This window comes from Mixta mediterraneensis (assembly GCF_030283135.1).
GTDB classification, from domain to species: domain Bacteria; phylum Pseudomonadota; class Gammaproteobacteria; order Enterobacterales; family Enterobacteriaceae; genus Pantoea; species Pantoea mediterraneensis.
In genome coordinates, this window is record NZ_JASUAZ010000005.1 from 80,180 (window position 1) to 102,627 (window position 22,448).

Annotated in this window: 16 protein-coding genes and 1 pseudogene; 5 read left to right on the forward strand and 12 right to left on the reverse strand. The window is 51.3% G+C overall.

The genetic code is table 11. The features are described from left to right. Positions 1-15 precede the first annotated feature (15 nt). The 7 genes from rfbB to trxA all read right to left on the reverse strand — a co-directional run bounded on the left by rfbB (position 16) and on the right by trxA (position 7,861). Positions 16-1,086 carry a dTDP-glucose 4,6-dehydratase gene (rfbB, locus tag QRY16_RS05595; protein ID WP_289775918.1) on the reverse strand — a complete coding sequence of 357 codons (1,071 nt, stop codon included), beginning with the start codon at positions 1,084-1,086 and terminating at the stop codon, positions 16-18. Further along, positions 1,083-2,342 (reverse strand): UDP-N-acetyl-D-mannosamine dehydrogenase, encoded by a 1,260-nt coding sequence (gene wecC, locus QRY16_RS05600; protein ID WP_289775919.1) that lies wholly within the window; start codon positions 2,340-2,342, stop codon positions 1,083-1,085. The genes rfbB and wecC overlap by 4 nt, the downstream gene beginning before the upstream one ends. Then, positions 2,339-3,469 (reverse strand): non-hydrolyzing UDP-N-acetylglucosamine 2-epimerase, encoded by a 1,131-nt coding sequence (gene wecB / locus QRY16_RS05605; protein ID WP_289775920.1) that lies wholly within the window; start codon positions 3,467-3,469, stop codon positions 2,339-2,341. Before wecB ends, wecC begins: the two co-directional genes overlap by 4 nt. 10 nt (positions 3,470-3,479) lie before the next feature. Next, entirely contained in the window at positions 3,480-4,529 is a 1,050-nt protein-coding gene (gene wzzE, locus QRY16_RS05610; protein WP_289775921.1) for an ECA polysaccharide chain length modulation protein, read from the reverse strand. Positions 4,530-4,556: 27 nt separating this feature from the next. Next, a complete protein-coding gene (gene wecA, locus QRY16_RS05615) occupies positions 4,557-5,642 on the reverse strand; it encodes a UDP-N-acetylglucosamine--undecaprenyl-phosphate N-acetylglucosaminephosphotransferase (RefSeq protein WP_289775922.1) in 1,086 nt (361 codons plus the stop codon). Between the two features lie 281 nt (positions 5,643-5,923). Next, on the reverse strand, positions 5,924-7,183 hold the full coding sequence (gene rho, locus QRY16_RS05620) for a transcription termination factor Rho (RefSeq protein ID WP_193406289.1): 1,260 nt from the start codon (positions 7,181-7,183) through the stop codon (positions 5,924-5,926). 345 nt (positions 7,184-7,528) lie between these two features. Further along, positions 7,529-7,861 carry a thioredoxin TrxA gene (trxA, locus tag QRY16_RS05625; protein ID WP_003851963.1) on the reverse strand — a complete coding sequence of 111 codons (333 nt, stop codon included), beginning with the start codon at positions 7,859-7,861 and terminating at the stop codon, positions 7,529-7,531. Between the two features lie 117 nt (positions 7,862-7,978). On the opposite strand from trxA, the gene rhlB reads away from it, so the two are divergent. Then, positions 7,979-9,271: an ATP-dependent RNA helicase RhlB gene (gene rhlB, locus QRY16_RS05630; RefSeq protein ID WP_289775923.1), complete on the forward strand. Its 1,293-nt coding sequence runs from the start codon at positions 7,979-7,981 to the stop codon at positions 9,269-9,271. A 7-nt stretch (positions 9,272-9,278) separates the two neighbouring features. Beyond that, on the forward strand, positions 9,279-10,763 hold the full coding sequence (ppx, locus tag QRY16_RS05635; RefSeq protein ID WP_193406356.1) for an exopolyphosphatase: 1,485 nt from the start codon (positions 9,279-9,281) through the stop codon (positions 10,761-10,763). A gap of 64 nt (positions 10,764-10,827) precedes the next feature. On the opposite strand, the gene rep is transcribed toward ppx, so the two are convergent. Continuing rightward, positions 10,828-12,849, reverse strand: coding sequence for a DNA helicase Rep (gene rep / locus QRY16_RS05640; protein WP_193406291.1), 2,022 nt, complete (start codon positions 12,847-12,849; stop codon positions 10,828-10,830). A gap of 175 nt (positions 12,850-13,024) precedes the next feature. Here rep and ppiC point away from each other — a divergent pair, with 175 nt between their 5' ends. Then, the gene (gene ppiC / locus QRY16_RS05645; RefSeq protein WP_193406357.1) at positions 13,025-13,306 is read left to right on the forward strand and encodes a peptidylprolyl isomerase PpiC; all 282 of its coding nucleotides are present in this window, start codon (positions 13,025-13,027) and stop codon (positions 13,304-13,306) included. Here the strand turns inward: ppiC and QRY16_RS05650 are convergent, their stop codons facing one another. Together QRY16_RS05650 and pdeH are read right to left on the reverse strand one after the other, a co-directional pair. Then, a complete protein-coding gene (locus QRY16_RS05650; RefSeq protein WP_289775924.1) occupies positions 13,307-15,370 on the reverse strand; it encodes an AsmA family protein in 2,064 nt (687 codons plus the stop codon). A 63-nt stretch (positions 15,371-15,433) separates the two neighbouring features. Further along, positions 15,434-16,206: pseudogene (gene pdeH, locus QRY16_RS05655) on the reverse strand (cyclic-guanylate-specific phosphodiesterase). A gap of 283 nt (positions 16,207-16,489) precedes the next feature. Here pdeH and kdgK point away from each other — a divergent pair. Both kdgK and QRY16_RS05665 read left to right on the forward strand, forming a co-directional pair. Then, positions 16,490-17,422 carry a 2-dehydro-3-deoxygluconokinase gene (gene kdgK, locus QRY16_RS05660; RefSeq protein WP_289775925.1) on the forward strand — a complete coding sequence of 311 codons (933 nt, stop codon included), beginning with the start codon at positions 16,490-16,492 and terminating at the stop codon, positions 17,420-17,422. Positions 17,423-18,401: 979 nt separating this feature from the next. Next, positions 18,402-19,274, forward strand: a complete 873-nt coding sequence (locus QRY16_RS05665) for an alpha/beta hydrolase (protein ID WP_289775926.1) — start codon at positions 18,402-18,404, stop codon at positions 19,272-19,274. A gap of 4 nt (positions 19,275-19,278) precedes the next feature. Here the strand turns inward: QRY16_RS05665 and QRY16_RS05670 are convergent, their stop codons facing one another. Both QRY16_RS05670 and QRY16_RS05675 read right to left on the reverse strand, forming a co-directional pair. Next, positions 19,279-20,766 (reverse strand): M16 family metallopeptidase, encoded by a 1,488-nt coding sequence (locus QRY16_RS05670; RefSeq protein ID WP_289775927.1) that lies wholly within the window; start codon positions 20,764-20,766, stop codon positions 19,279-19,281. Between the two features lie 237 nt (positions 20,767-21,003). Then, the gene (locus QRY16_RS05675) at positions 21,004-22,290 is read right to left on the reverse strand and encodes a dicarboxylate/amino acid:cation symporter (RefSeq protein WP_289775928.1); all 1,287 of its coding nucleotides are present in this window, start codon (positions 22,288-22,290) and stop codon (positions 21,004-21,006) included. Positions 22,291-22,448: the final 158 nt, after the last annotated feature.

A 22,448-nucleotide genomic window follows, 5' to 3' on the forward strand; every position in this document is an offset into this window, starting at 1 on the left:
TGCTCCTTACGCGGGTTATTGCGACAAGCCGAGGCGCTCACCATGATAGCGGTCATCAAGAATTGCCTGCCACCAGTTGGGATTATCGAGATACCAGATAACCGTTTTGCGCAGGCCGCTTTCAAACGTTTCCTGTGGCGTCCAGCCTAGCTCACGGGCAATTTTACTGGCATCAATGGCATAGCGCTGGTCGTGACCAGGGCGATCGGCAACATAGGTGATCAGGTCGCGATAATTTGTCAGGCCGGCGGGTTTACGATCTGCGGCCAGCTCTTCCAGCAACGCGCAAATCGTTTCTATTACCTCAATATTCTTGCGCTCATTGTGGCCACCGATATTGTAGTTTTCGCCCACTTTGCCACTGTTTACCACGGCGTAAAGCGCGCGCGCATGATCTTCAACATACAGCCAGTCGCGAACTTGTTGCCCGTTGCCATAAACCGGTAAGGCTTTACCTGCCAGCGCATTGATGATGGTGAGCGGAATCAATTTTTCAGGAAAGTGGCAGGGGCCGTAATTGTTTGAACAATTGGTGACGACCACGGGCAAGCCGTAAGTACGCAGCCAGGCGCGAACCAAATGATCGCTGCTGGCTTTAGTTGCGGAATAGGGGCTGCTTGGCGCATAAGGCGTGGTTTCGGTAAAAAATGACGCCTCGTCATGAAGATCGCCAAAGACCTCATCAGTAGAAATATGATGGAAAATAAAGGATTTTTTCCGTTCGTCCGCCATCGCATTCCAGTAAGAACGCGCGGCTTCAAGCAGCTGATAAGTGCCTACAATATTGGTTTCTATAAAAGCAATCGGCCCATCAATTGAGCGGTCAACATGACTTTCTGCCGCCAGATGCATAATGCAGTCGGGCTTATAGTGCTTCAATACCCGATCCAGCTCTGGACGATCGCAAATATCCACCTGTTCATAAGCGAAACGCGTATTCTGAGAGACGCTTGCCAGCGATGCAAGATTGCCCGCATAGCTGAGCTTATCTACCACCAATACGCGATGATCGGTTTCGTTGATCAGATAACGCACCAGTGCTGAGCCGATAAATCCGGCACCGCCAGTAATCAGAAACTGTTTCATCGCCACACGCCTTTGGCATCCACAATCCAGCCTTGTGTAACCTGCGCCGCATCGATGGCGCGGAATTCACGGTGATCGACTAACATCACCAGCAGATCGGCCTCAGCAATGGCTTGCTCACAGGGGACCAGCCTGGCGTGTTTGTTCAGCGTGGAAGGGATCTGGCTGATATTTGGCTCTACTACCCAGGTTTTACCGCTATGCCATTCAGCAATCAGCTGGGCGACACCCATCGCCGGGCTTTCGCGTAGATCATCAATATTGGGTTTAAATGCCAGACCAAAACAGGCGATGGTTAACTCGCTGGCACGCTTGCCAGTTTGGGTCAGGCACTCCGCCAATGCTTTTTTAACCTGATCCAGCACCCAATGCGGCTTGGCATCATTAACCTCACGCGCGGTACGAATCAGGCGTGCCAGTTCAGGATTTTGCGCCACAATGAACCAGGGATCGACGGCGATACAGTGCCCGCCTACGCCAGGGCCAGGCTGGAGAATATTGACGCGTGGATGGCGATTCGCTAAGGCGATTAATTCCCAGACGTTAATTCCCTGATCTGCACAAATCAGCGATAATTCATTAGCAAAAGCGATATTAACGTCACGAAAACTGTTTTCGGTGAGCTTGCACATTTCTGCGGTGCGTGCATTGGTTTCAACGCAGTCGCCTTTTAAGAATAGGCGGTATAGCTCGCTGGCGCGCGCGGAACAGGCGGGCGTCATGCCACCAATCACCCGATCGTTATTTATCAGTTCCACCATCACCTGACCGGGCAATACCCGCTCTGGGCAATACGCGATAAAAACATCCGGCGCATCATCCTGCTGGGGAAAGCGCAAATCAGGGCGGACCGCCGACAGCCATTCAGCCATTTGCTCGGTGCTGCCAACCGGCGAAGTGGATTCCAGAATCACCAGATCGCCTTTTTTCAGCACCGGGGCGATCGATTCGGCCGCCGCTTTGACGAAGCGTAAATCGGGTTGATGGTCGGCCATAAATGGCGTTGGGACTGCGATCAGAAAAGCATCCGCGGCCTCCGGCTGCGTGGTTGCACGCAAATCGCCTCGCGTCACGGCGTCATGCACCACACTGTCTAAATCGGGTTCGACAATGTGAATCGCTCCACGGTTGATGGTTTCGACAGCGCGCGCGTTGACATCTACGCCCACCACCTTTTTTCCTTTTGAAGCAAAAACGGCAGCGGTGGGCAGCCCAATATAACCCAGCCCAATCACGGAAATGGTTTCAAAACTCATAAATCAACTCTGCTATCTTGTAAGGCTTGCAAAATGCGTCTGCAGGCTTCGCCATCACCATAAGGATTGTGAGCGTGGCTCATTGCCTGCCAGGCGGCTTCATCCGTTAGCAACTGGCTTACTTCATTGACGATTTTTTCAGTATCGGTGCCGACCAGTCTCACCGTTCCTGCTTCTATTGCTTCCGGACGTTCAGTCGTATCGCGCATCACCAACACCGGTTTACCCAGCGACGGCGCCTCTTCCTGAATGCCACCAGAATCGGTAAGAATCAGCCAGGCACGGTTCATCAACCAGACGAACGGTAAATATTCTTGCGGCTCGATCAGGACGATGTTTTCGATGCCGCTGAGAATGCGCTTTACCGGTTCGCTGACGTTAGGGTTGAGATGTACCGGATAGACAATTTGCGCATCGGGGTGCTGGCGGGCGATTTGCGCCAGCGCACTACAGATGCGTTCAAAGCCATCACCGAAGCTTTCGCGGCGATGGCCGGTGACCAGGATGAGCTTTTTGCTGTTTTCGAGAAACGGATAGGACGCTGCCAGCTGGGCATTGAGAACGCTGTCATCCAGGATCCGATCGCGCACCCACAACAGCGCGTCGATGACCGTATTGCCGGTAACAAAGATACGTGCATCCGCCAGGTTTTCCCGCAACAAATTCTGGCGGGAACGCAAAGTGGGAGTGAAGTGCAGGCTGGCAAGATGCCCTGTCAGCTTGCGGTTAGCTTCTTCCGGCCACGGTGATGACAGGTCGCCAGTGCGTAGACCGGCTTCAACATGACCCACAGGAATTTGCTGATAAAACGCGGCAAGGCTCGCCGCCAGCGTGGTGGTGGTATCGCCATGAACCAGGACGACATCGGGTTTGAAGTCGAGTAAAACGGTTTTCATGCCCTGCAAAATGCGACAGGTGATCTCGGTTAAACCCTGTTCAGGACGCATGATGTTGAGATCGTAATCAGGCTGCAGCTTAAACAGGCGCAGCACCTGATCGAGCATTTCACGGTGCTGCGCTGTCACGCACAGGCGGGATTCAAAGGCCGGATCTTGCGCCAGTGCTTTCACCAGTGGCGCCATTTTGATGGCCTCTGGGCGAGTACCAAATACTGTCAGAACTTTCACACTGTTTCTCTCAATGACGCGGTTCTAACATCGGACGCGGACGGCGCGCTAACGCCACACCAGCACCCACCAACGCGCCAACGGCGCCCCACATGATCATCATGAACAGACGACGCGGGCTGTCACGCGAGACAGGTTCTTCCGGCGTGCGCAAATAGCGATAGGTCTGGAATTTATTGTTCAGCGTCAGACCGGCCTGCAATGTTGTGAGCATGGCTCTGTTCTGATCATAACTTATATCGTAAGTCGGACCGGTCGCCTGCAATGTCTCTAACTGGCCTTGCAGCATCGGTTGACCCAGCAAAAACAGATCGCTGTCTGCCAGATTTTCTCCGGCTTCACGCGGCTGCTTTTCATGAATTCCTTGCTGGCTGGCGATCTTTAATGCCTGCTGTAAACGGTGCTGCTGGCGTTGGAACTGTGCGTTTGCCACATCTTCCTGACGTTTGACCTGTGCCTGTAACTGCGCGCCACGTGCCTGCCAGGCACCTTTGAGCTCCGCGTTTAAATGACGTGCTGCCCGTTCGCTGGCGTAAGCAATGTACTGTCGCAGCAGGTTATTGGCATCGCTGGCCGTTTCGGCTTTCAGTTTGACGTTATCAAACGTGTTACGCGCTGTATCGCCAGGCGTGAACTGGATATTACCGATCAGATCGTCCAGCAGGGCCGCATCGTTATGCGCATTACCGGTTTTGCGGCTTTTATAATAGTTGGTTTGCTGCCAAAACTCGCGGCGTGTATCCCACGATGACAGCTGCATGGTGAATTCCTGATACACCTCATCCATTACGGTGGGCGAAGGCGCGCTCAGCGTAAGCGCGTTATTGCGCACATCGAGATTGCCAAGAAACTGCTGTTGGGCATAGTACGAACCCAGCATGTTTACCGTTGGGCGATCGGTAATCGCTGTGGTGCTCCATACCTGCTTCATCAATAGCGTTGCCAGCCAGGCAACCACGGCAAACAGCAGCGCAAAACCGACAATCCAACGCTTTCCACGCCATAAACAGCAGCACAGGCCGCGAATATCCAGTTCGTTCTCCACAACGTCAGAGGGCATAACAGGGGTATCCTTTATAAGATCTTATCAGGGTAATTTTTTCTTCGCGTCTCGGGCGCTATGGATACGACGTTTAATGCGCCGGATGCGTCGCGCAACACGCCACGCATGTTTCAGGCAGTAGCCGTAAACCATAAAAGCAAGCAGAAACAGCACCAGCATCACCCATTCGGGGATAAAGGCAAGATATTCACCCAAGACACCAATCCCAGCGAAAATCGCCGCAGCAATGGTAATTAGCATAAATGCCTGTCGTGAGCTAAACCCGGCACGCATAATTAAATGATGAATATGCTGACGATCGGCAGAAAAAGGACTCATGCCTTTACGCAAACGGCGATACATAATCGCGACCATATCCATCAGAGGAATAGCGATTAGCCACAGCGCGGTAACCGGCGTGATTGGATGACTCAATCCCTGGGTCGTCTCCAGCAAAATCCAGATGATGGTGAAACCGATCATCGTACTGCCTGCATCGCCCATAAACACTTTATAGCGACGACCGAGGAAACCGAGATTGAGCAGGATATAAGGCAGCGTGGCGGCAATCATCGCAAAGCACCACATGGCGAGACTGGTTTGGCCGTCAAAATAGAGAATAATACCCATCGCGGCAAAGGTGACGGAGGAAAGGCCGCCAAGCAGCCCGTCAATGCCGTCCACCATATTAAAAGCGTTAATCGCTGCCCACACGGCGAGCAGGGTCAGGACGTAGCCAAACGGCCCAACAATCAACTCCACCGGACCGATAATAAAGCCAAGGCTGAGCAGATAAAGTTTGGCTCCAACGATCATTACCACCGCAACAATGGCCTGCACGACAGCGCGAATTTTGACGCTAATATCAAAGCGATCGTCCAGTGCACCCACTAACACCAAAACCCCCGCGCAGCCCAAAAAGAGTAGCGCGTGCGGCAAATAATAATTGGTAATCGCGAAGGTAAAACAGATGCCGGCGTAAACAGAAATGCCACCAACCAACGGAATCGCTCCGTGATGGCGTTTACGCGAATTGGGCATGTCAACCAAACCAATTTTTTTAGCTGCTTTACGAGCAAAAAAGAGGAATATTAAAGAAAAGAGAAAAATTAAACCAAGCTCAGTACTCATAGTGAGTAAATTCACGTTAAACGCTCTCAGCTAACATCTTGGACAACGATACGCGAAAATCTCCTGCTACCGCTGCGCCAGAATCCGAATTCTGCATCAAGAAGTGTGTGAATGTTCAATAATTCACCACCACTACCACAGTCATTATCAATACTCCTGTCAGAGTTCAATCCTATAGCTCAGAAATGAAAAACGCCACGTTAAGACGTGGCGTAGGTGCGATTTCCTGCTCATTTCAGCTAAAAAAGCTGAAACAATCGGTCAGATGACTTTTGACGAGATCAGGAACGCTTCATCATGTCGAAAAATTCATCATTGGTTTTGGTCATTGCCAGCTTGTTGATGAGGAATTCCATTGCGTCGATTTCGCCCATCGGGTGAATAATCTTACGCAGAATCCACATCTTCTGCAGCTCTTCCTGCGTGGTCAGCAGCTCTTCTTTACGCGTACCGGAACGGTTGTAATCAATCGCCGGGAAGACGCGTTTTTCAGCAATTTTACGTGAGAGATGCAGCTCCATGTTACCGGTGCCTTTAAACTCTTCGTAAATAACCTCGTCCATCTTCGAACCGGTATCAACCAGCGCGGTCGCGATGATAGTCAGGCTGCCGCCTTCTTCCACATTACGGGCTGCACCGAAGAAACGCTTCGGACGGTGCAAGGCGTTGGCATCCACACCACCGGTCAATACCTTACCGGAAGCAGGAACTACGGTGTTGTAAGCACGCGCCAGACGCGTAATGGAGTCGAGCAGAATAATCACATCTTTTTTGTGTTCGACCAGGCGCTTAGCCTTCTCGATCACCATTTCAGCAACCTGAACGTGACGGGAAGCCGGTTCATCAAAGGTGGAAGCAATCACTTCACCTTTAACCAGACGCTGCATCTCAGTAACTTCTTCAGGACGCTCGTCAATCAGCAGCACCATCAGTACGCAATCCGGGTAATTATACGCCAAGCTCTGCGCAATATTCTGCAGCAGCATGGTTTTACCGGCTTTCGGTGGCGCCACAATCAGACCACGCTGACCGCGACCGATTGGCGAAGCCAGATCCAGGACGCGCGCGGTCAGGTCTTCAGTTGAGCCATTACCCCGCTCCATACGCAAACGGTTGTTAGCATGCAGCGGCGTGAGGTTTTCGAACAGAATCTTGTTGCGCGCGTTCTCCGGCTTGTCATAGTTGACTTCGTTAACCTTCAGCAAGGCAAAGTAACGCTCACCTTCTTTTGGCGGGCGGATCTTGCCAGAAATGGTGTCACCAGTGCGGAGGTTAAAGCGGCGGATTTGGCTGGGAGAAACGTAAATATCATCGGGACCGGCGAGGTAGGAGCTGTCTCCAGAGCGGAGGAAACCAAATCCATCCTGCAATATCTCCAGCACGCCATCACCAAAGATGTCTTCGCCGCTTTTCGCGTGCTGCTTCAGGATTGAGAAAATAATGTCCTGCTTGCGCATGCGAGCCTGGTTTTCCAGCCCCATATTTTCGCCGAGGGTAATCAGCTCAGAAACCGGCGTGTTCTTTAATTCGGTAAGATTCATAGTGATGGGTTCTTAAACTCGGGGTAATACTCGGAATGTTTGTCGTGAGTAGTATGGCAAATAATCCATGCCTGTTAATGGCTCTTTTCGACTCTTCTCGACGATCATCGTCAGGGATGGCGACTGGAAGCGAGGAGACGGTCGATTGCGATGCCTAAGTTGGAGCTAACCGTCAGATTGCAGAACCGCTGTTATAGGTACAGTGCGACAGGGTTCAACAAAGGAAAACTTTTAGATGCTAACTACTAGGTAAGTGCGTAATGCAGCTTTGGTAAATTAGCACACCTGAAAGCGAACGTCCAGCGGCAGGAAAAAAATTCGCCCGTGCTGAACGTTCGGCCCCGATTAGGCCAGGTTGGCGTTCAGGAACTCTTTCAGTTGACCTTTGGACAAAGCGCCCACTTTGGTCGCGGCGACTTCACCGTTTTTAAACAGTAGCAGCGTCGGAATACCACGAATACCGTATTTCGGCGCGGTGCCTGGATTGTCGTCGATGTTCAGCTTAGCAATGGTCAGTTTACCATCGTACTCTTCTGCGACTTCATCAAGAATCGGGGCGATCATTTTGCAAGGACCACACCATTCAGCCCAGAAATCTACCAGTGTAACGCCGTCAGCTTTTAGCACGTCGGTGTCGAAACTGTCATCGGTCAGGTGAACGATTTTATCGCTGCTCATGTTTTACTCCACAAGATTATGCCTGGCGAATTGGCGTAAAATATACCAATGTAGGTTGACTTTATTTCATAGGATACGCTTTCGTAAAGCGATAATAAGCTGATATTCTACCACACTATGAGCAAAACACACTTAACCGACCAGAAGTTTTCCGACTTCGCCCTGCACCCTCTGGTGGTGGAAGCCCTTGATAAGAAAGGCTTTCATAACTGTACGCCGATTCAGGCGTTAGCACTGCCTTTTACGCTTTCAGGGCGTGATGTCGCAGGTCAGGCGCAAACCGGTACCGGCAAAACGATGGCGTTTCTGACGTCAACGTTTCATCATCTTCTCTCAAACCCTGCGGCGGAAGGTCGTCAGGTCAATCAGCCACGCGCATTAATTCTGGCACCAACGCGTGAACTCGCGGTGCAAATCCATGCCGACGCAGAACCCCTGGCCTCCTCAACCGGGCTGAAGCTCGGCCTGGCTTATGGCGGCGATGGCTATGACAAACAGCTTAAAGTGCTGGAAAATGGCGTTGATATTCTGATCGCCACCACCGGTCGCTTAATCGACTACGCGAAACAGAATCACGTTAACCTCGGCGCTATTCAGGTAATGGTGCTGGACGAGGCCGATCGCATGTTCGATCTCGGCTTTATTAAAGATATTCGCTGGCTGTTCCGCCGTATGCCGGCTGCTACCCAGCGTCTGAGCATGCTGTTTTCTGCCACCCTTTCCTATCGCGTGCGTGAACTGGCGTTTGAGCACATGAACAACGCCGAATATGTCGAAGTGGAACCCGAGCAAAAAACCGGACACCGCATCAAAGAAGAGCTTTTCTATCCGTCTAACGAAGAGAAAATGCGTCTTCTGCAAACCTTGCTGGAAGAAGAGTGGCCCGATCGCGCAATCATTTTCGCTAACACCAAACATCGCTGTGAAGATATTTGGGGCCATTTGGCCGCCGATGGTCATCGCGTCGGTTTATTAACCGGTGATGTAGCACAGAAAAAACGATTGCGTATCATTGATGACTTCACCAAAGGTGATGTCGATATTCTGGTTGCTACCGATGTTGCCGCACGTGGCCTGCATATTCCTGCTGTCACCCACGTCTTTAACTACGACCTGCCGGACGATCGCGAAGACTACGTTCACCGCATTGGCCGAACCGGACGTGCCGGTGCCAGTGGTCATTCCATCAGCCTGGCGTGCGAAGAATATGCGCTGAACCTGCCCGGCATTGAAGAATATATTGGTCACAATATTCCGGTCAGCAAATACAACAGCAATGCACTGCTGAGCGAATTGCCACCGCCAAAACGTCTGGCGCGTAGCCGTTCGGGCAACGGACCTCGTCGTGGCGGCAACAATAGCAACCGTCGCGGCGCGCCACGTAACAACAACCGTAAACGTTCGAGTTAAGCTCACCATGCTAAGCGCATCGTCACTTTATGCTGCGATTGATTTAGGTTCTAACAGCTTTCATATGTTGGTGGTGCGCGAAGTGTCTGGCAGTATTCAGACCGTCGCGAAAATTAAGCGCAAGGTGCGCCTTGCTGCAGGTCTGGATAAGAGTAACCAGTTGTCAGCCGAAGCGATGACGCGCGGCTGGCAGTGTCTCAAGCTGTTTTCTGAACAGCTGCAGGATATTCCCTTTGATCAAATTCGCGTCGTGGCAACCGCCACGCTGCGTCTTGCGGCCAACGCACAACAGTTCCTTGAAACTGCGCAGCAAATTCTCGGTTGTGACATCAACGTCATCAGCGGCGAAGAAGAAGCGCGCCTGATTTATCAGGGTGTGGCGCATACGACTGGCGGTTCCGATCGGCGTTTAGTTGTGGATATTGGTGGCGGCAGCACCGAATTAGCGACTGGCGACGGCTCTCACGCCACAGTGCTGTTCAGCTTGCCGATGGGTTGCGTGACCTGGCTGGAGCGTTTTTTCAGCGATCGCCATCTGGCAAAAGAAAATTTTGCACAGGCTGAACAGGCGGCACGCGAAATGATTCAGCCCGTTGCGGCACAACTGTGCGAACAAGGCTGGCAAGCCTGCGTAGGCGCGTCGGGCACCGTTCAGGCGCTACAGGAAATCATGGTGGCACAAGGGATGGATGAGCGCATCACCCTGAGTAAACTTCAGCAGCTAAAACAGCGTGCCATTCAGTGTGGCAAGTTAGAAGAGCTGGAGATTGAAGGCCTGACGCTGGAACGCGCATTGGTTTTCCCCAGCGGCCTGTCTATTTTGATCGCTATTTTCCAGGAACTGCGTATCGAAAGCATGACGTTGGCAGGCGGCGCGCTACGGGAAGGGCTGGTTTACGGTATGCTACATTTGCCGATCGATCGCGATATTCGCACTCGTACGCTGCAAAATGTTCAACGCCGCTTCAGTATTGACATTGAGCAGGCCGGGCGCGTACGTCAGCTGGCGGAAAGTTTTTTCCGTCAGGTCAGCACGCCATGGAAACTCAATCAGCGCTGTCGTGATTTACTGCTTAGCGCCTGCGCCATTCATGAAATCGGCCTGAGCGTCGATTTCCGTCAGGCTCCTCAACACGCAGCTTACCTCGTTCGTCATCTCGACCTTCCCGGCTTTACGCCCGCTCAGAAAAAACTGTTGGCCTGCCTGCTGCAAAATCAAAGCGGCAGTATTGATCTGGCATTGCTGACTCAGCAAAACGCCGTGCCGCCACGTTTAGCAGAGCGTATGTGTCGTTTACTGCGGTTAGCGATTATTTTTTCGAGTCGTCGACGCGACGATACGTTACCCGCGGTGCGATTGCAGGCGGATGATGATGCGCTGCATGTGACGTTACCGGCTGGCTGGCTGGATATACACCCGTTGCGGGCTGAATTGCTTGAGCAAGAGAGCCACTATCAATCCTATGTTCACTGGCTCCTCACCCTTTCCTGAGTCGAACCCGCTGCTTCTACTGATGGCTGCCTATGCCCAACGCCCATCGTCCGATAAACTCACCTTACGCTTTCTTTGCTTTTTCCAGCATTGCCCGTAATCCGGCTACGCGGCTCTGACCCGTTTTCATGCGCTCCTCGGCGCTCACTGCTTTGCGCTCGGTTTCCCACACCACATCGTCCTGCGGCAGCTCAAGTAAAAAGCGGCTTACCTCCGGGCGTACCAGCTCACCGTATTGACGCCGCTCGCGACACTGGGTAAAGGTCAGCTCTTTCTGCGCCCGCGTGATGCCTACATAGGCAAGACGCCGTTCTTCTTCGATATTATTCTCATCGATGCTGCTCTGATGCGGCAGTAAACCTTCTTCCATGCCGACCAGGTAAACATACGGAAACTCCAGCCCTTTTGAGGCATGGAGCGTCATCAGCTGAACCTGATCCAGTTCTTCATCGTTCTCACCACGTTCCATCATGTCGCGCAGGGTAAAACGCGTCACCACCTGAGCCAGCGTCATCGGCTCATCCAGATCGGTACCTTCCAGCATTTCGGTCATCCACTGGAACAGCGTATTAACATTTTTCATGCGCATTTCAGCGGCTTTTGGACTGCCAGATGTTTCAAACAGCCAGCTTTCATAATCAATACCGCGAATCAGGTCACGCACCGCATTGACGGGTTCGCGCCCGGTAAGTTGAATGATCTCATTCAGCCAATGCGTAAAGCGTTGCAAATGCTCCAGTCCACGTCCGTTCAGCGTTTGCCCCAGCCCAACGTCAAAGCTGGCGTTAAACAGACTTTTGTTACGAAGACTGGCCCATTCGCCCAGTTTTTGCAGCGTAGCCGGACCAATCTCGCGACGTGGCGTATTAACAATGCGCAGAAACGCGCTGTCATCATCGGGGTTAGTTAATACGCGTAAATAGGCCAGTAAATCTTTGATTTCCGGGCGCGAGAAAAATGAAGTACCACCCGAAATACGATACGGAATGCGGTTCTGCATCAGCTGCTTTTCAAATACGCGTGACTGATGATTGCCGCGATAAAGAATGGCGTAATCTTTGTAAGCTGTCTTGTGGATAAAGTGATGCGCGATCAACTCACCCGCAACGCGCTCCGCTTCATGCTCTTCGTTATTCGCAGTCAGCACCTTTAGCTGATTTCCTGGACCCAGTTCGGAAAACAAGCGCTTTTCAAACACGTGCGGGTTATTGGCGATCAGAATGTTGGCCGCTTTGAGAATGCGCTGTGATGAACGGTAATTCTGTTCAAGTTTGACAACTTCCAGCGCCGGAAAATCGTCTTTTAACAGCACCAAATTTTGTGGTCGTGCGCCGCGCCACGAATAGATTGACTGATCGTCATCGCCCACCACGGTAAAGCGCGCACGCGCGCCGACCAACAGCTTGACCAGTTCATACTGGCTGGTATTGGTATCCTGATACTCATCGACCAGCAGATAACGAATACGCTGCTGCCAGCGTTCGCGCACTTCCGCATTGCGCTGCAGCAGTAGCGTCGGCAACAAAATTAAATCATCAAAATCCAGGATGTTGCAGGCTTTCAGATGTTGATCATACAGGGCATAGCAATGGGCAAAAATATTATCGCGTTCGGAACGCGCCAGCGCAGCAGAACGTGGCGGATCGACAAGATCGTTTTTCCAGCCTGAGATAGTAGAGATCAGCAGCTGCAGCTGGGACTTATCTTCCTCCAGCCACTGTTTGGTCAACTCTTTAAGCAAGGCAAGTTGATCCTGATCGTCAAACAGCGAAAAGTTCGATTTGATGCCCAGCGCGGCCGTTTCGCGTTTAATGATCTCCAGACCCAGAGTATGGAAAGTGGAAATCATCAAGCCACGAGCTTCTTTGCGGCCCAGCGTTTGCGCCACACGCTCCTTCATTTCACGCGAGGCTTTATTGGTAAAGGTCACCGCCGCAATATGACGTGCCTGATAACCACATTCCCGGATCAGGTGCGCAATTTTATTGGTAATGACGCGGGTTTTTCCCGATCCCGCACCCGCCAGCACCAGGCAGGGGCCGGTGACAAATTCGACAGCACGTTGTTGGCCGGGGTTTAGACGCATAACGGAAATTCACTCAGTTGGCAGAGAAAAAGGTATCACACCTGCTTTCGAACGACGGCAGCCAGACAGGCTCTGGCAACTGACGTTAATAAGTCACGGGAGAGGCAACCCACGCCCCTACAGGTCGAAAGATAGGGTTATAATGGGCGACGATTATACACAACGAGACACCGACATGGCGAAAACCGCAGCGGCTTTACACATCCTCGTGAAAGAGGAAGCGCTGGCTAAAGCGTTATTGGCGAAACTGGAAAAAGGCGGCAATTTCCAACAACTGGCAAAGAAACACTCAACCTGCCCCTCCGGGCGAAATGGCGGTGATTTAGGTGAGTTCCGCCAGGGACAGATGGTCCCGGCTTTTGATAAAGCGGTTTTCACCTGCCCACTGTTAACGCCTTATGGACCGGTGAAAACCGCGTTTGGTTATCACATCATTAAAGTGCTTTACCGCACCTGATCACTTCTTATTTTTCATCTGCTGCAAAATATTGCTGCACTGATTATCTTCATTATCGCTCGGTGAAATCAGTGCCAGCAGCGCAGCAGCAGGCGCCACAACGGCACCTAACGCCACCGCCGCAGCGCCGCGTGCAATCAGCGGCCCGCTTTTCACACCAGCGTCTGGATTTTTGAACGTGCCACGCACATAGAGCGGCGATCGCAGCGTGATGATGCGGACGCCCTTACTTTCTGGATTAATAGAAAGATCCATGCGTTCACTGGCGAAATTAGCGTTACCGCTAATATTGATCACCGCGTTCTCGGTATCAAAGACAAACAGATTGGGCGTTGCTAAGCCGTTTTGCAGTTTAATGTCGGTAGCCGCGCAGTTAATCTGTACTTGATCGTCGCCAAACAGTTTACCAACCACGTAGTTACCGACATTCAGACCGGCAATCTCCATCAGGTTGCGGCTAATCAAACCATCATTCATCAGCAGTTTTAGCTGCCCATTGCTGGTCGCCAGTAAATCTGCCACTGAATTACCCTTGCCGGTGAGGCTGGCATCCCCATTCAGTTGCCCCAGGCTGTTTTGCATGGCCTCAACGTCAGGGAACAACTGGCGCAGACGCAGTTTACGTGCGTGAATATCTGCACGACCGCGCATCGGCGAATGATCGCCTGCCAGATGAATGGTGCTATTCAGATTACCGCCCGCAATGCCAAAGCGCAGCGGATCTAACAGCAGGTCACCGTTCTTAAGCTGCAAATGGGTATAAAGATCGCTTAACGGCAGCGAATTACTGTGCTCAATACGCTTGCCGCTGAACTTCACATCGGCATCCATCACGTCCCAGTTTTTAGTATCGAACTTGTCATGCGGCAATACGCGATCGGCTGGCTGCGTTGATTTATCGCCGCGTCGTGCTTTAGCCTGCTCGGTTTTCTCGCTGCCTTTACCCGACTTCACGCCAATCAGCGGACCCAGATCGGCCATTCGTAGCTGGTTTGATGTCAGTTCGCCCTTCAGTCCAGGGCGCGGCTTACCCTGGGTGTACGTCAGCGACCCGTGAATATCGCTGTCGCCGATATGGCCGTTGAATTTTTCATACTGGAATACCGGCCCCTTCTCACCCGCGAATTTAGCAATCAGATGACCATCTGTTTCGTACGGCGGCGTGTCCGGCAGCAGCACACCGGTTAAACCGTACAGGTTAGCCAGCGTATCGCCAGAAAAGCGCAAGCGCACATCCAGCCCGCCCAGGTTCATGGGATCGGTTAATCCGCCCGTTATCTGTACACGCGTAGTACCGTTGCGTACATCCGCCTGAATCGGGAAAGGAGTCGTCTGGCTGCGCAGCGACAACATGCCGCCAATTTTGCCCTCGCCATCCAACCGTTCATTTTTGTAAGTGCCCTTCGCCTGCCAGCCAAAGACGAAATCACCCGCGCCCTTTTGCTTATCGTCGCCACCGGCTATCTGTGCATAAGGCACCGGCTTACCCAGCGGATTAATCTTCACCGTAACGTCCGCTTTGTTAATGGCGTCGCGATAACGAATTTGTCCCTGATCGAACAAAATATTATCAAGGCGGAATGACCATGCTGACGGCGCAGCGTTTTCATCTTTTTGACTGCCGCTGTTGGCAAGATTAAACGTCCAGTTATTCTTCTTATCCGCTGTTTGGATCAGGCGCGCATTGGGCTGCTCCAGTTTAATCCACGGGATAAAAACTTCTTTATGCAGCAGGGCTAACGGTGCCAGTGTGGCGTCCACGCGCTGTAAATGAACCATAGTCACATCGGGAATTTCGGGCGGGTTGCCCAACATAATGTCCTGCGCATGCAGATGCGGCCATGGCACCCAGCTACGCCAGCCAGGTTCTTCGCGGTTGCGCTCCCAGGCCACGCCCAAATCACCACGAATGGCAAAAGGACGATTCAGTTCAGTCGAGACTTTCTGGTTGATGGTTGGCTTCAGACGATTCCAGTCAAAGGTGGCAATCACTACGATAATCACCACAACCAGCAACAAAATAATCCCGACGATCCAGCTAACAATTTTTCCCGTACGCGTCATTTCGCTTTCTCCTTACCCTGCCACGGTCTCCGTTAAAGATAGACGAGACAGCGAGGAACGACATCAGAGAAGCTGGACAGGAAGATGATTTAACTCAGAAAAGGAACCGGCTTTGAAAAGAAATACCCTTGTGCCGCGATGGCTGGAGAGGATTGCACTTGCTGCCACTCTTCCTCCGTTTCAACCCCTTCGACAATGACCCCGTTGCAATAATGGTTGATTAACGCCAGCAGCATGGAAAACAAGCTGCGCCCTTCATCTGTTTTACGCAGCAAAATAAACAGCTCGCGCGACAGCTTAATATAGTCGTACTTCAGCTCGGTCAGCGCGGAGAAATTCGCCATGCCAGAACCGAAATCATCCAGCCACAGCGGGCCCAGCTCTGGCATCTGCGCCACAATCTCTTTCTGCGGCAATACGTGGTGTTCGGTCAGCTCAAATCGCACCCACGGCAAACGTGCGATCAGGCGGCGGATTGATGGATGTTTTTGAATCGACAGCAGCGAAGGGCTATCAATATTTACTGACGCAACAATATTTGTTCGCTCAAAAAAGGCCGACCACTGGGTTAATAACTCCAGCTGCTCATGCATCACATGCAGCCGTTGCGTAATATTAAGTGCGGCGAAATAGTTTTCCGACGACAGCTTCTTTTTCGGCGCGGACGGGTGTGTTATCGCGGCCAGCAGTTCAATAGCCAGCAACCGTCCCGATACCTGATATATCGGCTGAAAAGTGTAAAATCGCTGGCACTGCTGCCAGAAAAGGCGCGTTTTCTGCGAGGGATTGTAGTCAGTCGAAGAAGGGAGCCTGGGACTTATGCTCTTCATCACCATGGTATTTTCCTGGTTGGGGGCAAGCGCCTGGATGCGGCAACCCAGCGGCAATTATCGGTCGTAATCGGGATAACTTTATTTATCTTTTAGCGATAATAAATCGTTGAGTGTACCAATAAGGTTACCGAGATAATCGCTAAAACAAGCCGAAACTTGTTCGCTTTATCAGGCCGATAGGAGTGCTATCACGACTTAAGTGGAATTAAAACGGCGTTTTAAAATCATTGACGTCTGCCATACCAGACGTAAGACTAGGGCGATATTCCACTACAGGCCGAAAACCATGACGCAAAAAAAAATCGCCATTATTGGCGAATGCATGATTGAACTGTCCGAAAAGGGTGAAAACATTAAGCGCGGTTTTGGCGGCGACACGCTAAACACAGCGGTATACATGGCTCGCCAGGTTGATGACACTCAACTAAGCGTGGATTACGTCACCGCGCTGGGTACGGATACCTTCAGCGATAAAATGATCGCTGCCTGGCAACAGGAAAGAGTCAAAACCGGGCTGATTCAGCGGCTGGATAATAAAATGCCGGGGTTGTATGTCATTGAAACGGACCCGCATGGCGAACGCACTTTCTGGTACTGGCGCAGCGACGCCGCCGCCCGTTACTGGCTCGATAGCCCCGAGAGTGACAGGATTTGCCAGCAGCTAGAACGTTACGATTATCTGTATTTAAGTGGCATCAGTCTGGCGATTCTGCCCGTTTCCAGCCGTGACAAGCTAATGGCATTGCTGGCGCGTTGTCGCGCTAACGGCGGCAAGATCATTTTCGATAATAACTATCGTCCACATTTGTGGTTCGACAAAACCGAAACGCAGACGGCTTATCGCAACATGCTGAACTGTACCGATATGGCTTTTTTGACGTTAGATGATGAGCATTTTCTGTGGGGCGAGCAACCGCTTAGTGAGGTGATCGCGCGTACACGGGCAGCGGGTGTCAGCGAAATCGTTATCAAGCGCGGCGCGGAATCTTGTCTGGTGGCCATTGATGATAATTCATTAATTGATGTAGCAGCCGTGCGCCTGGCAAAAGAAAAAATCATCGATACCACTGCGGCAGGTGACTCGTTTAGCGCCGGGTATCTCTCTCTACGTCTGACGGGCGCATCGCCAGAAGCAGCCGCTGAACGCGGTCACCTTATCGCCAGTACGGTGATTCAGCATCGCGGGGCCATTATTCCTCTGGACGCTATGCCGAAATAATATAGCGCCCCAGTTACTGGGGCGTTTTTTACTTAATATTTTTAATACATCAATTAATATTCAAATTTATTTACTCACCTCTTATTAGCAAAAAAAATTAAATAATCCACTAATAAAGAAGCCGCCTGTGAAGCTATTTTTTGATCCGAATCGTATTAATGCTTTATTTGCCTTTACTCTATAGCTTATTTCTTTTATATCTGTGCCTGTCTCACAACGAGAGAGCAATCTGGAATATTGATCATGAAGGTAAAGGATTTACTGACGTGAATATTCTGTGACTCAGTTGTAAGATACGCTGAACAGGGTTACTTACCTGCCCTGTCCAGCAGTGAGCGTGTGACTATTGATAGTAATTAAAAAAAGCTTTTACCATCAATATGGATTAAGATAATTCTCGCGCTCGTACAATAATAATTAACGTTATATTGTTATTATAATAATAGAGTGATATTTCAACACCAGCTTATGTTGTTTTGCCGTAATGAAAAAACATAGAGCGTTTCGATGCCGTTTATATACTCTCCGGCATTTATGGCTTTTTCATCTCTGCTTCCGTGAATTTTCTCGTATAGCGGAAAAGGAATGCGGCCCTCGTGGTTTTTAGGCAGCCTTTGGCTGCCTTTTTCCTCTATTTTTATCAAAACATCCTGACAAGAAAGTCATGAATGAACCTGATAACTTTTTGTTGATGAGAGATAACAATGCCCGTATTAATTATTGAGGAAAATATCGTTGGTTCCAATAATCATTCTATAAACGTTATAAATTATCATTGCCCTTCCCTTATAAAATCCTATTCCAATCAAAAAATTATAGTAAATCCCCTTCCCCAGGCACAGTCTGAATCTACTTATTCTTGCCGTTTTCAGATGGACGACAGGGTTAAAAAAGGCCATCTTTTAACCAATAACAGCAGGAGGCTGTTTACCCGGCCGCGAACAAAACAATTAAAACAGCTCTCGTATCAGGACACGTTATGAATACAGAAATCATCAATATCTGGCCGCACGGAGACGCCCCAGGTGCCAGCGATTCGCACGCTCAACCGAAAATTGTTGATATGGCAAAACAGTACGAGCCATACGATCGAGCCGCCACGGGCATACGCTGCCCGGAGATGGCGATTTGGCATCCGGTTGAATCTAATGGCATCACCTTGCTGGTCGCGCCTGGCGGCGGTTACCATCGCGTGATGATCGATCGTGAAGGCAGCGCGCTCGCCACATTTTTCACCTCAATGGGTTACACGCTGGCGGTAATGACTTATCGCCTGCCATACGATGGCCATCATGAAGGCCCGGATGCGCCGCTGGCCGATGCGCAACGTGCGGTGCGAGTACTACGCGAGCGCGCGCAGCGTGGCCTGAATGGTAAATATATTGTCATGATGGGGTTCTCCGCAGGCGGCCATGTTGCTGCCAGCCTGGGTACGCGTTTCGCGGAAAAACTCTATCCAACGCAGGATAGCGCTGAAAATTACGCTCCACGTCCGGATGCGATGGTGCTGATTTATCCGGTGATCAGTATGCGTGAAGGACTGGTACATGAGGGTTCACGCACCCGTCTGTTAGGCGCCTGGCCGGATCAGAAAACGATCGATGCTTATTCAATGGAAACGCGCGTACATGCTCAGGTGCCGCCGACATTATTGATCCACGCCGCCGATGATGAATCGGTATCCGTGAATAACAGCATGGTCTTTTTTAGCGCATTACGGGCACACAATGTGCCAGCGGAAGTGCATTTTTATCAGAAGGGCGGACACGGCTTTGGTATTCGGGGCCTGGCAGATTTGCCCCTCGCCAGTTGGCCCATGTTGGTGACCGAATGGCTCAGGGCAAAAACCTGAGAAATTAAGAAGCCGGTGGTGCTGTATCACTGTCCGGCTGAGCAGCATCACCGCCCGTGGCCGGAACCGCTGACGGTGCCATTACTTTATCCCAGTTGCTTTGTAGCATTTTCACATTAGTTTCTGCTTCGCCTTCCGGCTGGAGCAACATCATCATCAGTTCCTGACTGAGTTGCTGACGCAGTTCCTGATTCAGCTGATCGCGCGTTAAACCAGCCAGAAACGCCTGACGCAATTTCTGATACTGCTCAGGGGCGATGTCCACCACTGAATTTTGCTGGGAACGCAGACGCTGACTCATCAGAACATCGGTATCCGTGCGGGCATAGGTGGCAAACAGCTTGTTCAGCTCCAGCAACTTTTGCGCCATCAGCGCATCAAACTCTTCCTGCGGCAAGCCGTTATCCCGCACTTTCGCCAGTTCGCGTGCCACCAGGTTCATATTCTGTTCCAGCGAATCGTTACGCGCATCCATATTGATTGAGCATTGGGCGCGTTGATAGAGCACGCGACAATCAAACCCAACCTGTACCCCCTGCGCTTTACTGTCGCTTAATGCGCGCTGCACATGCCAGAACAGCGCTTCACGCGCTAAATCTCCCTGCCAGTACCGTTGCAGATTATGTGAATCACGAATCGGTTGCCAGGGCGTGTCCCATACCAGCGACAAGCGATCCTGGCTCATATTGCCATTTACCAGATTTACCGGTTCATTCGGCAGCGGTGAAAGCGTCGGCAACGGCGCAGGCGCGTCACGTTTACCTTTCAGCGGTGAGAAGGCTTTATTGATTTGTTCCGACAAACTGCGGCTGTCAACGTTACCGACCACATACAACGTCATCGCATCCGGCGTATACCATTGCTGGTAAAATTCCTTTAATTGCGTTAAATCCACCGGCGCGCGTGGCTGCTCAGCGGGATCATGCGCTAACAGCGCCGAGCCTTTCAGGCGATAGCGCCACCACACATCCTGGGTATTTGCCGGCCAGGTTGCGACGGGATCGGAAGCAGAGAGCGCGGTATTCACTACCTGTTCGGTAATTGACATATTGCCTGCGGTAGCCGCCAGCCAGTTCAGCGCTTCTTTCAGCAGCTCCGGGCGGTTATTGGGCAGGCTAAGGTTGTATTGAGTGAAATCATAGGACGCGATAACCGGCGGCAGCGGATGCTGTGGATCCATCGCCTGTTGCCATAAAGCACGTTGTTGACTGGTATCGAGCGCGGCGTTATGCACCATGGCAAGGCGCGGCAGCAGATGACTGAAGCCTGCCTGTTGCGTTCCTTCCACCAGCGAGCCGGTATTAACCACCATCCGCAGTTCGATACGATCGCTCGGACGTTGCGGCGTTGTCAGAAGCTGCCAGTTAAATCCGTTATCCAGTTTGCCCTGCTGCCAGGCCGGATCCGGTTGCAGCGTTTCTGCCTGTACACCATAGCTGGTTGCAGCCAGCATTAATCCACCCATCAAAAGCCGAATTCTGGTGCCCTGCATGTAAACCCCTACTCAAACAATGCAAAAAATCATTATCGCTGGCACGATTTGCCGCTGTTATTAGCGAACCGGCAGAATGCCGGACCGCGCTGTTATCCCTCAACAAAGACTTTGACCACAGGAAGGTCAGGATGTCGCGCAACGAAGTGAAAAACATTTTGAGGTTCATTATCCAAATGCCCGCTGTCAGGGCAAGTGACAGCGGGCATTTGTGGGGATTTAAGAGAAGATCAATGATTAAACGGTGGGTTCAGACGCTTTTTTCACCTTATTTTCGCCTGACAGAGTTTCTTTTAACTGCACTTCATCCAGCTGATCGACCCACTTTGCAACGACTATTGTCGCCACGCCGTTGCCGACCAGATTGGTCAACGCACGCGCTTCTGACATAAAACGGTCGATACCGAGAATCAACGCCAGGCCCGCCACCGGCAAATGCCCTACCGCTGAAAGCGTTGCTGCCAATACGATAAAGCCGCTGCCAGTCACGCCCGCTGCGCCTTTAGAAGAAAGCAGCAGTATGATCAACAAGGTAATTTGATGGAAAATATCCATATGTGCATTGGTCGCCTGGGCAATAAAAACGGCGGCCATCGTCAGGTAAATCGAGGTACCATCAAGATTAAACGAATATCCCGTTGGAATAACCAGCCCTACCACCGATTTCTTACAGCCCAGGCGCTCCATCTTATCCAGCATGCGCGGCAGCGCCGATTCGGAAGAGGAAGTGCCCAGCACAATCAGCAACTCTTCTTTGATATAAGCGATGAACTTGAAGATATTGAAGCCGACTACGCGCGCAATCAGACCTAACACCACCGTCACAAACAGAACACAGGTAATATAGAAGCAAACGATCAGCTGGCCGAGTTGCACCAGTGAACCCACGCCATATTTGCCGATGGTAAAGGCCATGGCGCCAAAAGCACCGATTGGCGCAAGGCGCATGATCATATTGATAATGCCGAAAATTACCTTCGAGAAGCTTTCAATAACGTTGAAAATCAGCGTGCCCGTATTACCCAAACGATGCAGCGCAAAGCCAAACAGGACGGCGAACATCAGCACTTGCAGAATGTTGCCGCTGGCAAATGCCCCAATCACGCTGTTGGGGATCACGTCCAGCAAAAAAGCAACCACGCCCTGCTGCTCGGCCTGGTGTGCATACATTGCCACCGCTTTGGCATCAAGCGTTGCCGGATCAACGTTCATTCCCGCGCCAGGCTGAATGACGTTAACCACGACTAACCCAATAATCAGCGCAATAGTACTGACTATTTCAAAATAAAGCAGCGCAACCGCGCCCGTGCGGCCAACGGCTTTCATACTTTCCATGCCAGCTATACCGGTCACCACCGTACAAAAAATAACGGGAGCGATGATCATTTTGATCAGTTTTACGAAGCCATCACCTAACGGCTTCATCTGAGTCCCTAACTCCGGATAAAAATGGCCCATCAAAACGCCGATGCCGATGGCAACCAGCACCTGGAAGTAAAGGCTTTTAAACAGCGAGGTTTTCATAAACAGGTGTCCACTAGCGACAGAAATGACGATATTGTCGGATTCGTTATCATGACCGGCAGACTGGTATATCCAGACATCACCGGTAGTCGAAAAATAACATTCTGTTTACGGGATTAATACAGGCTTACAAAGCCCAGGGAAATGATACAGACATA

Excerpts from the sequence above, each read along its gene's own strand:
- ppiC (WP_193406357.1), top strand. The coding sequence starts at position 13,025 with ATGGCGAAAACCGCAGCGGCTTTACACATCCTCGTGAAAGAGGAAGCG.
- QRY16_RS05675 (WP_289775928.1), bottom strand. The coding sequence starts at position 22,290 with ATGAAAACCTCGCTGTTTAAAAGCCTTTACTTCCAGGTGCTGGTTGCC.
- ppx (WP_193406356.1), top strand. The coding sequence starts at position 9,279 with ATGCTAAGCGCATCGTCACTTTATGCTGCGATTGATTTAGGTTCTAAC.
- rhlB (WP_289775923.1), top strand. The coding sequence starts at position 7,979 with ATGAGCAAAACACACTTAACCGACCAGAAGTTTTCCGACTTCGCCCTG.
- kdgK (WP_289775925.1), top strand. The coding sequence starts at position 16,490 with ATGACGCAAAAAAAAATCGCCATTATTGGCGAATGCATGATTGAACTG.
- rho (WP_193406289.1), bottom strand. The coding sequence starts at position 7,183 with ATGAATCTTACCGAATTAAAGAACACGCCGGTTTCTGAGCTGATTACC.
- wecC (WP_289775919.1), bottom strand. The coding sequence starts at position 2,342 with ATGAGTTTTGAAACCATTTCCGTGATTGGGCTGGGTTATATTGGGCTG.
- trxA (WP_003851963.1), bottom strand. The coding sequence starts at position 7,861 with ATGAGCAGCGATAAAATCGTTCACCTGACCGATGACAGTTTCGACACC.
- wzzE (WP_289775921.1), bottom strand. The coding sequence starts at position 4,529 with ATGCCCTCTGACGTTGTGGAGAACGAACTGGATATTCGCGGCCTGTGC.
- rep (WP_193406291.1), bottom strand. The coding sequence starts at position 12,849 with ATGCGTCTAAACCCCGGCCAACAACGTGCTGTCGAATTTGTCACCGGC.
- QRY16_RS05670 (WP_289775927.1), bottom strand. The coding sequence starts at position 20,766 with ATGCAGGGCACCAGAATTCGGCTTTTGATGGGTGGATTAATGCTGGCT.
- rfbB (WP_289775918.1), bottom strand. The coding sequence starts at position 1,086 with ATGAAACAGTTTCTGATTACTGGCGGTGCCGGATTTATCGGCTCAGCA.
- wecA (WP_289775922.1), bottom strand. The coding sequence starts at position 5,642 with ATGAGTACTGAGCTTGGTTTAATTTTTCTCTTTTCTTTAATATTCCTC.
- QRY16_RS05665 (WP_289775926.1), top strand. The coding sequence starts at position 18,402 with ATGAATACAGAAATCATCAATATCTGGCCGCACGGAGACGCCCCAGGT.
- QRY16_RS05650 (WP_289775924.1), bottom strand. The coding sequence starts at position 15,370 with ATGACGCGTACGGGAAAAATTGTTAGCTGGATCGTCGGGATTATTTTG.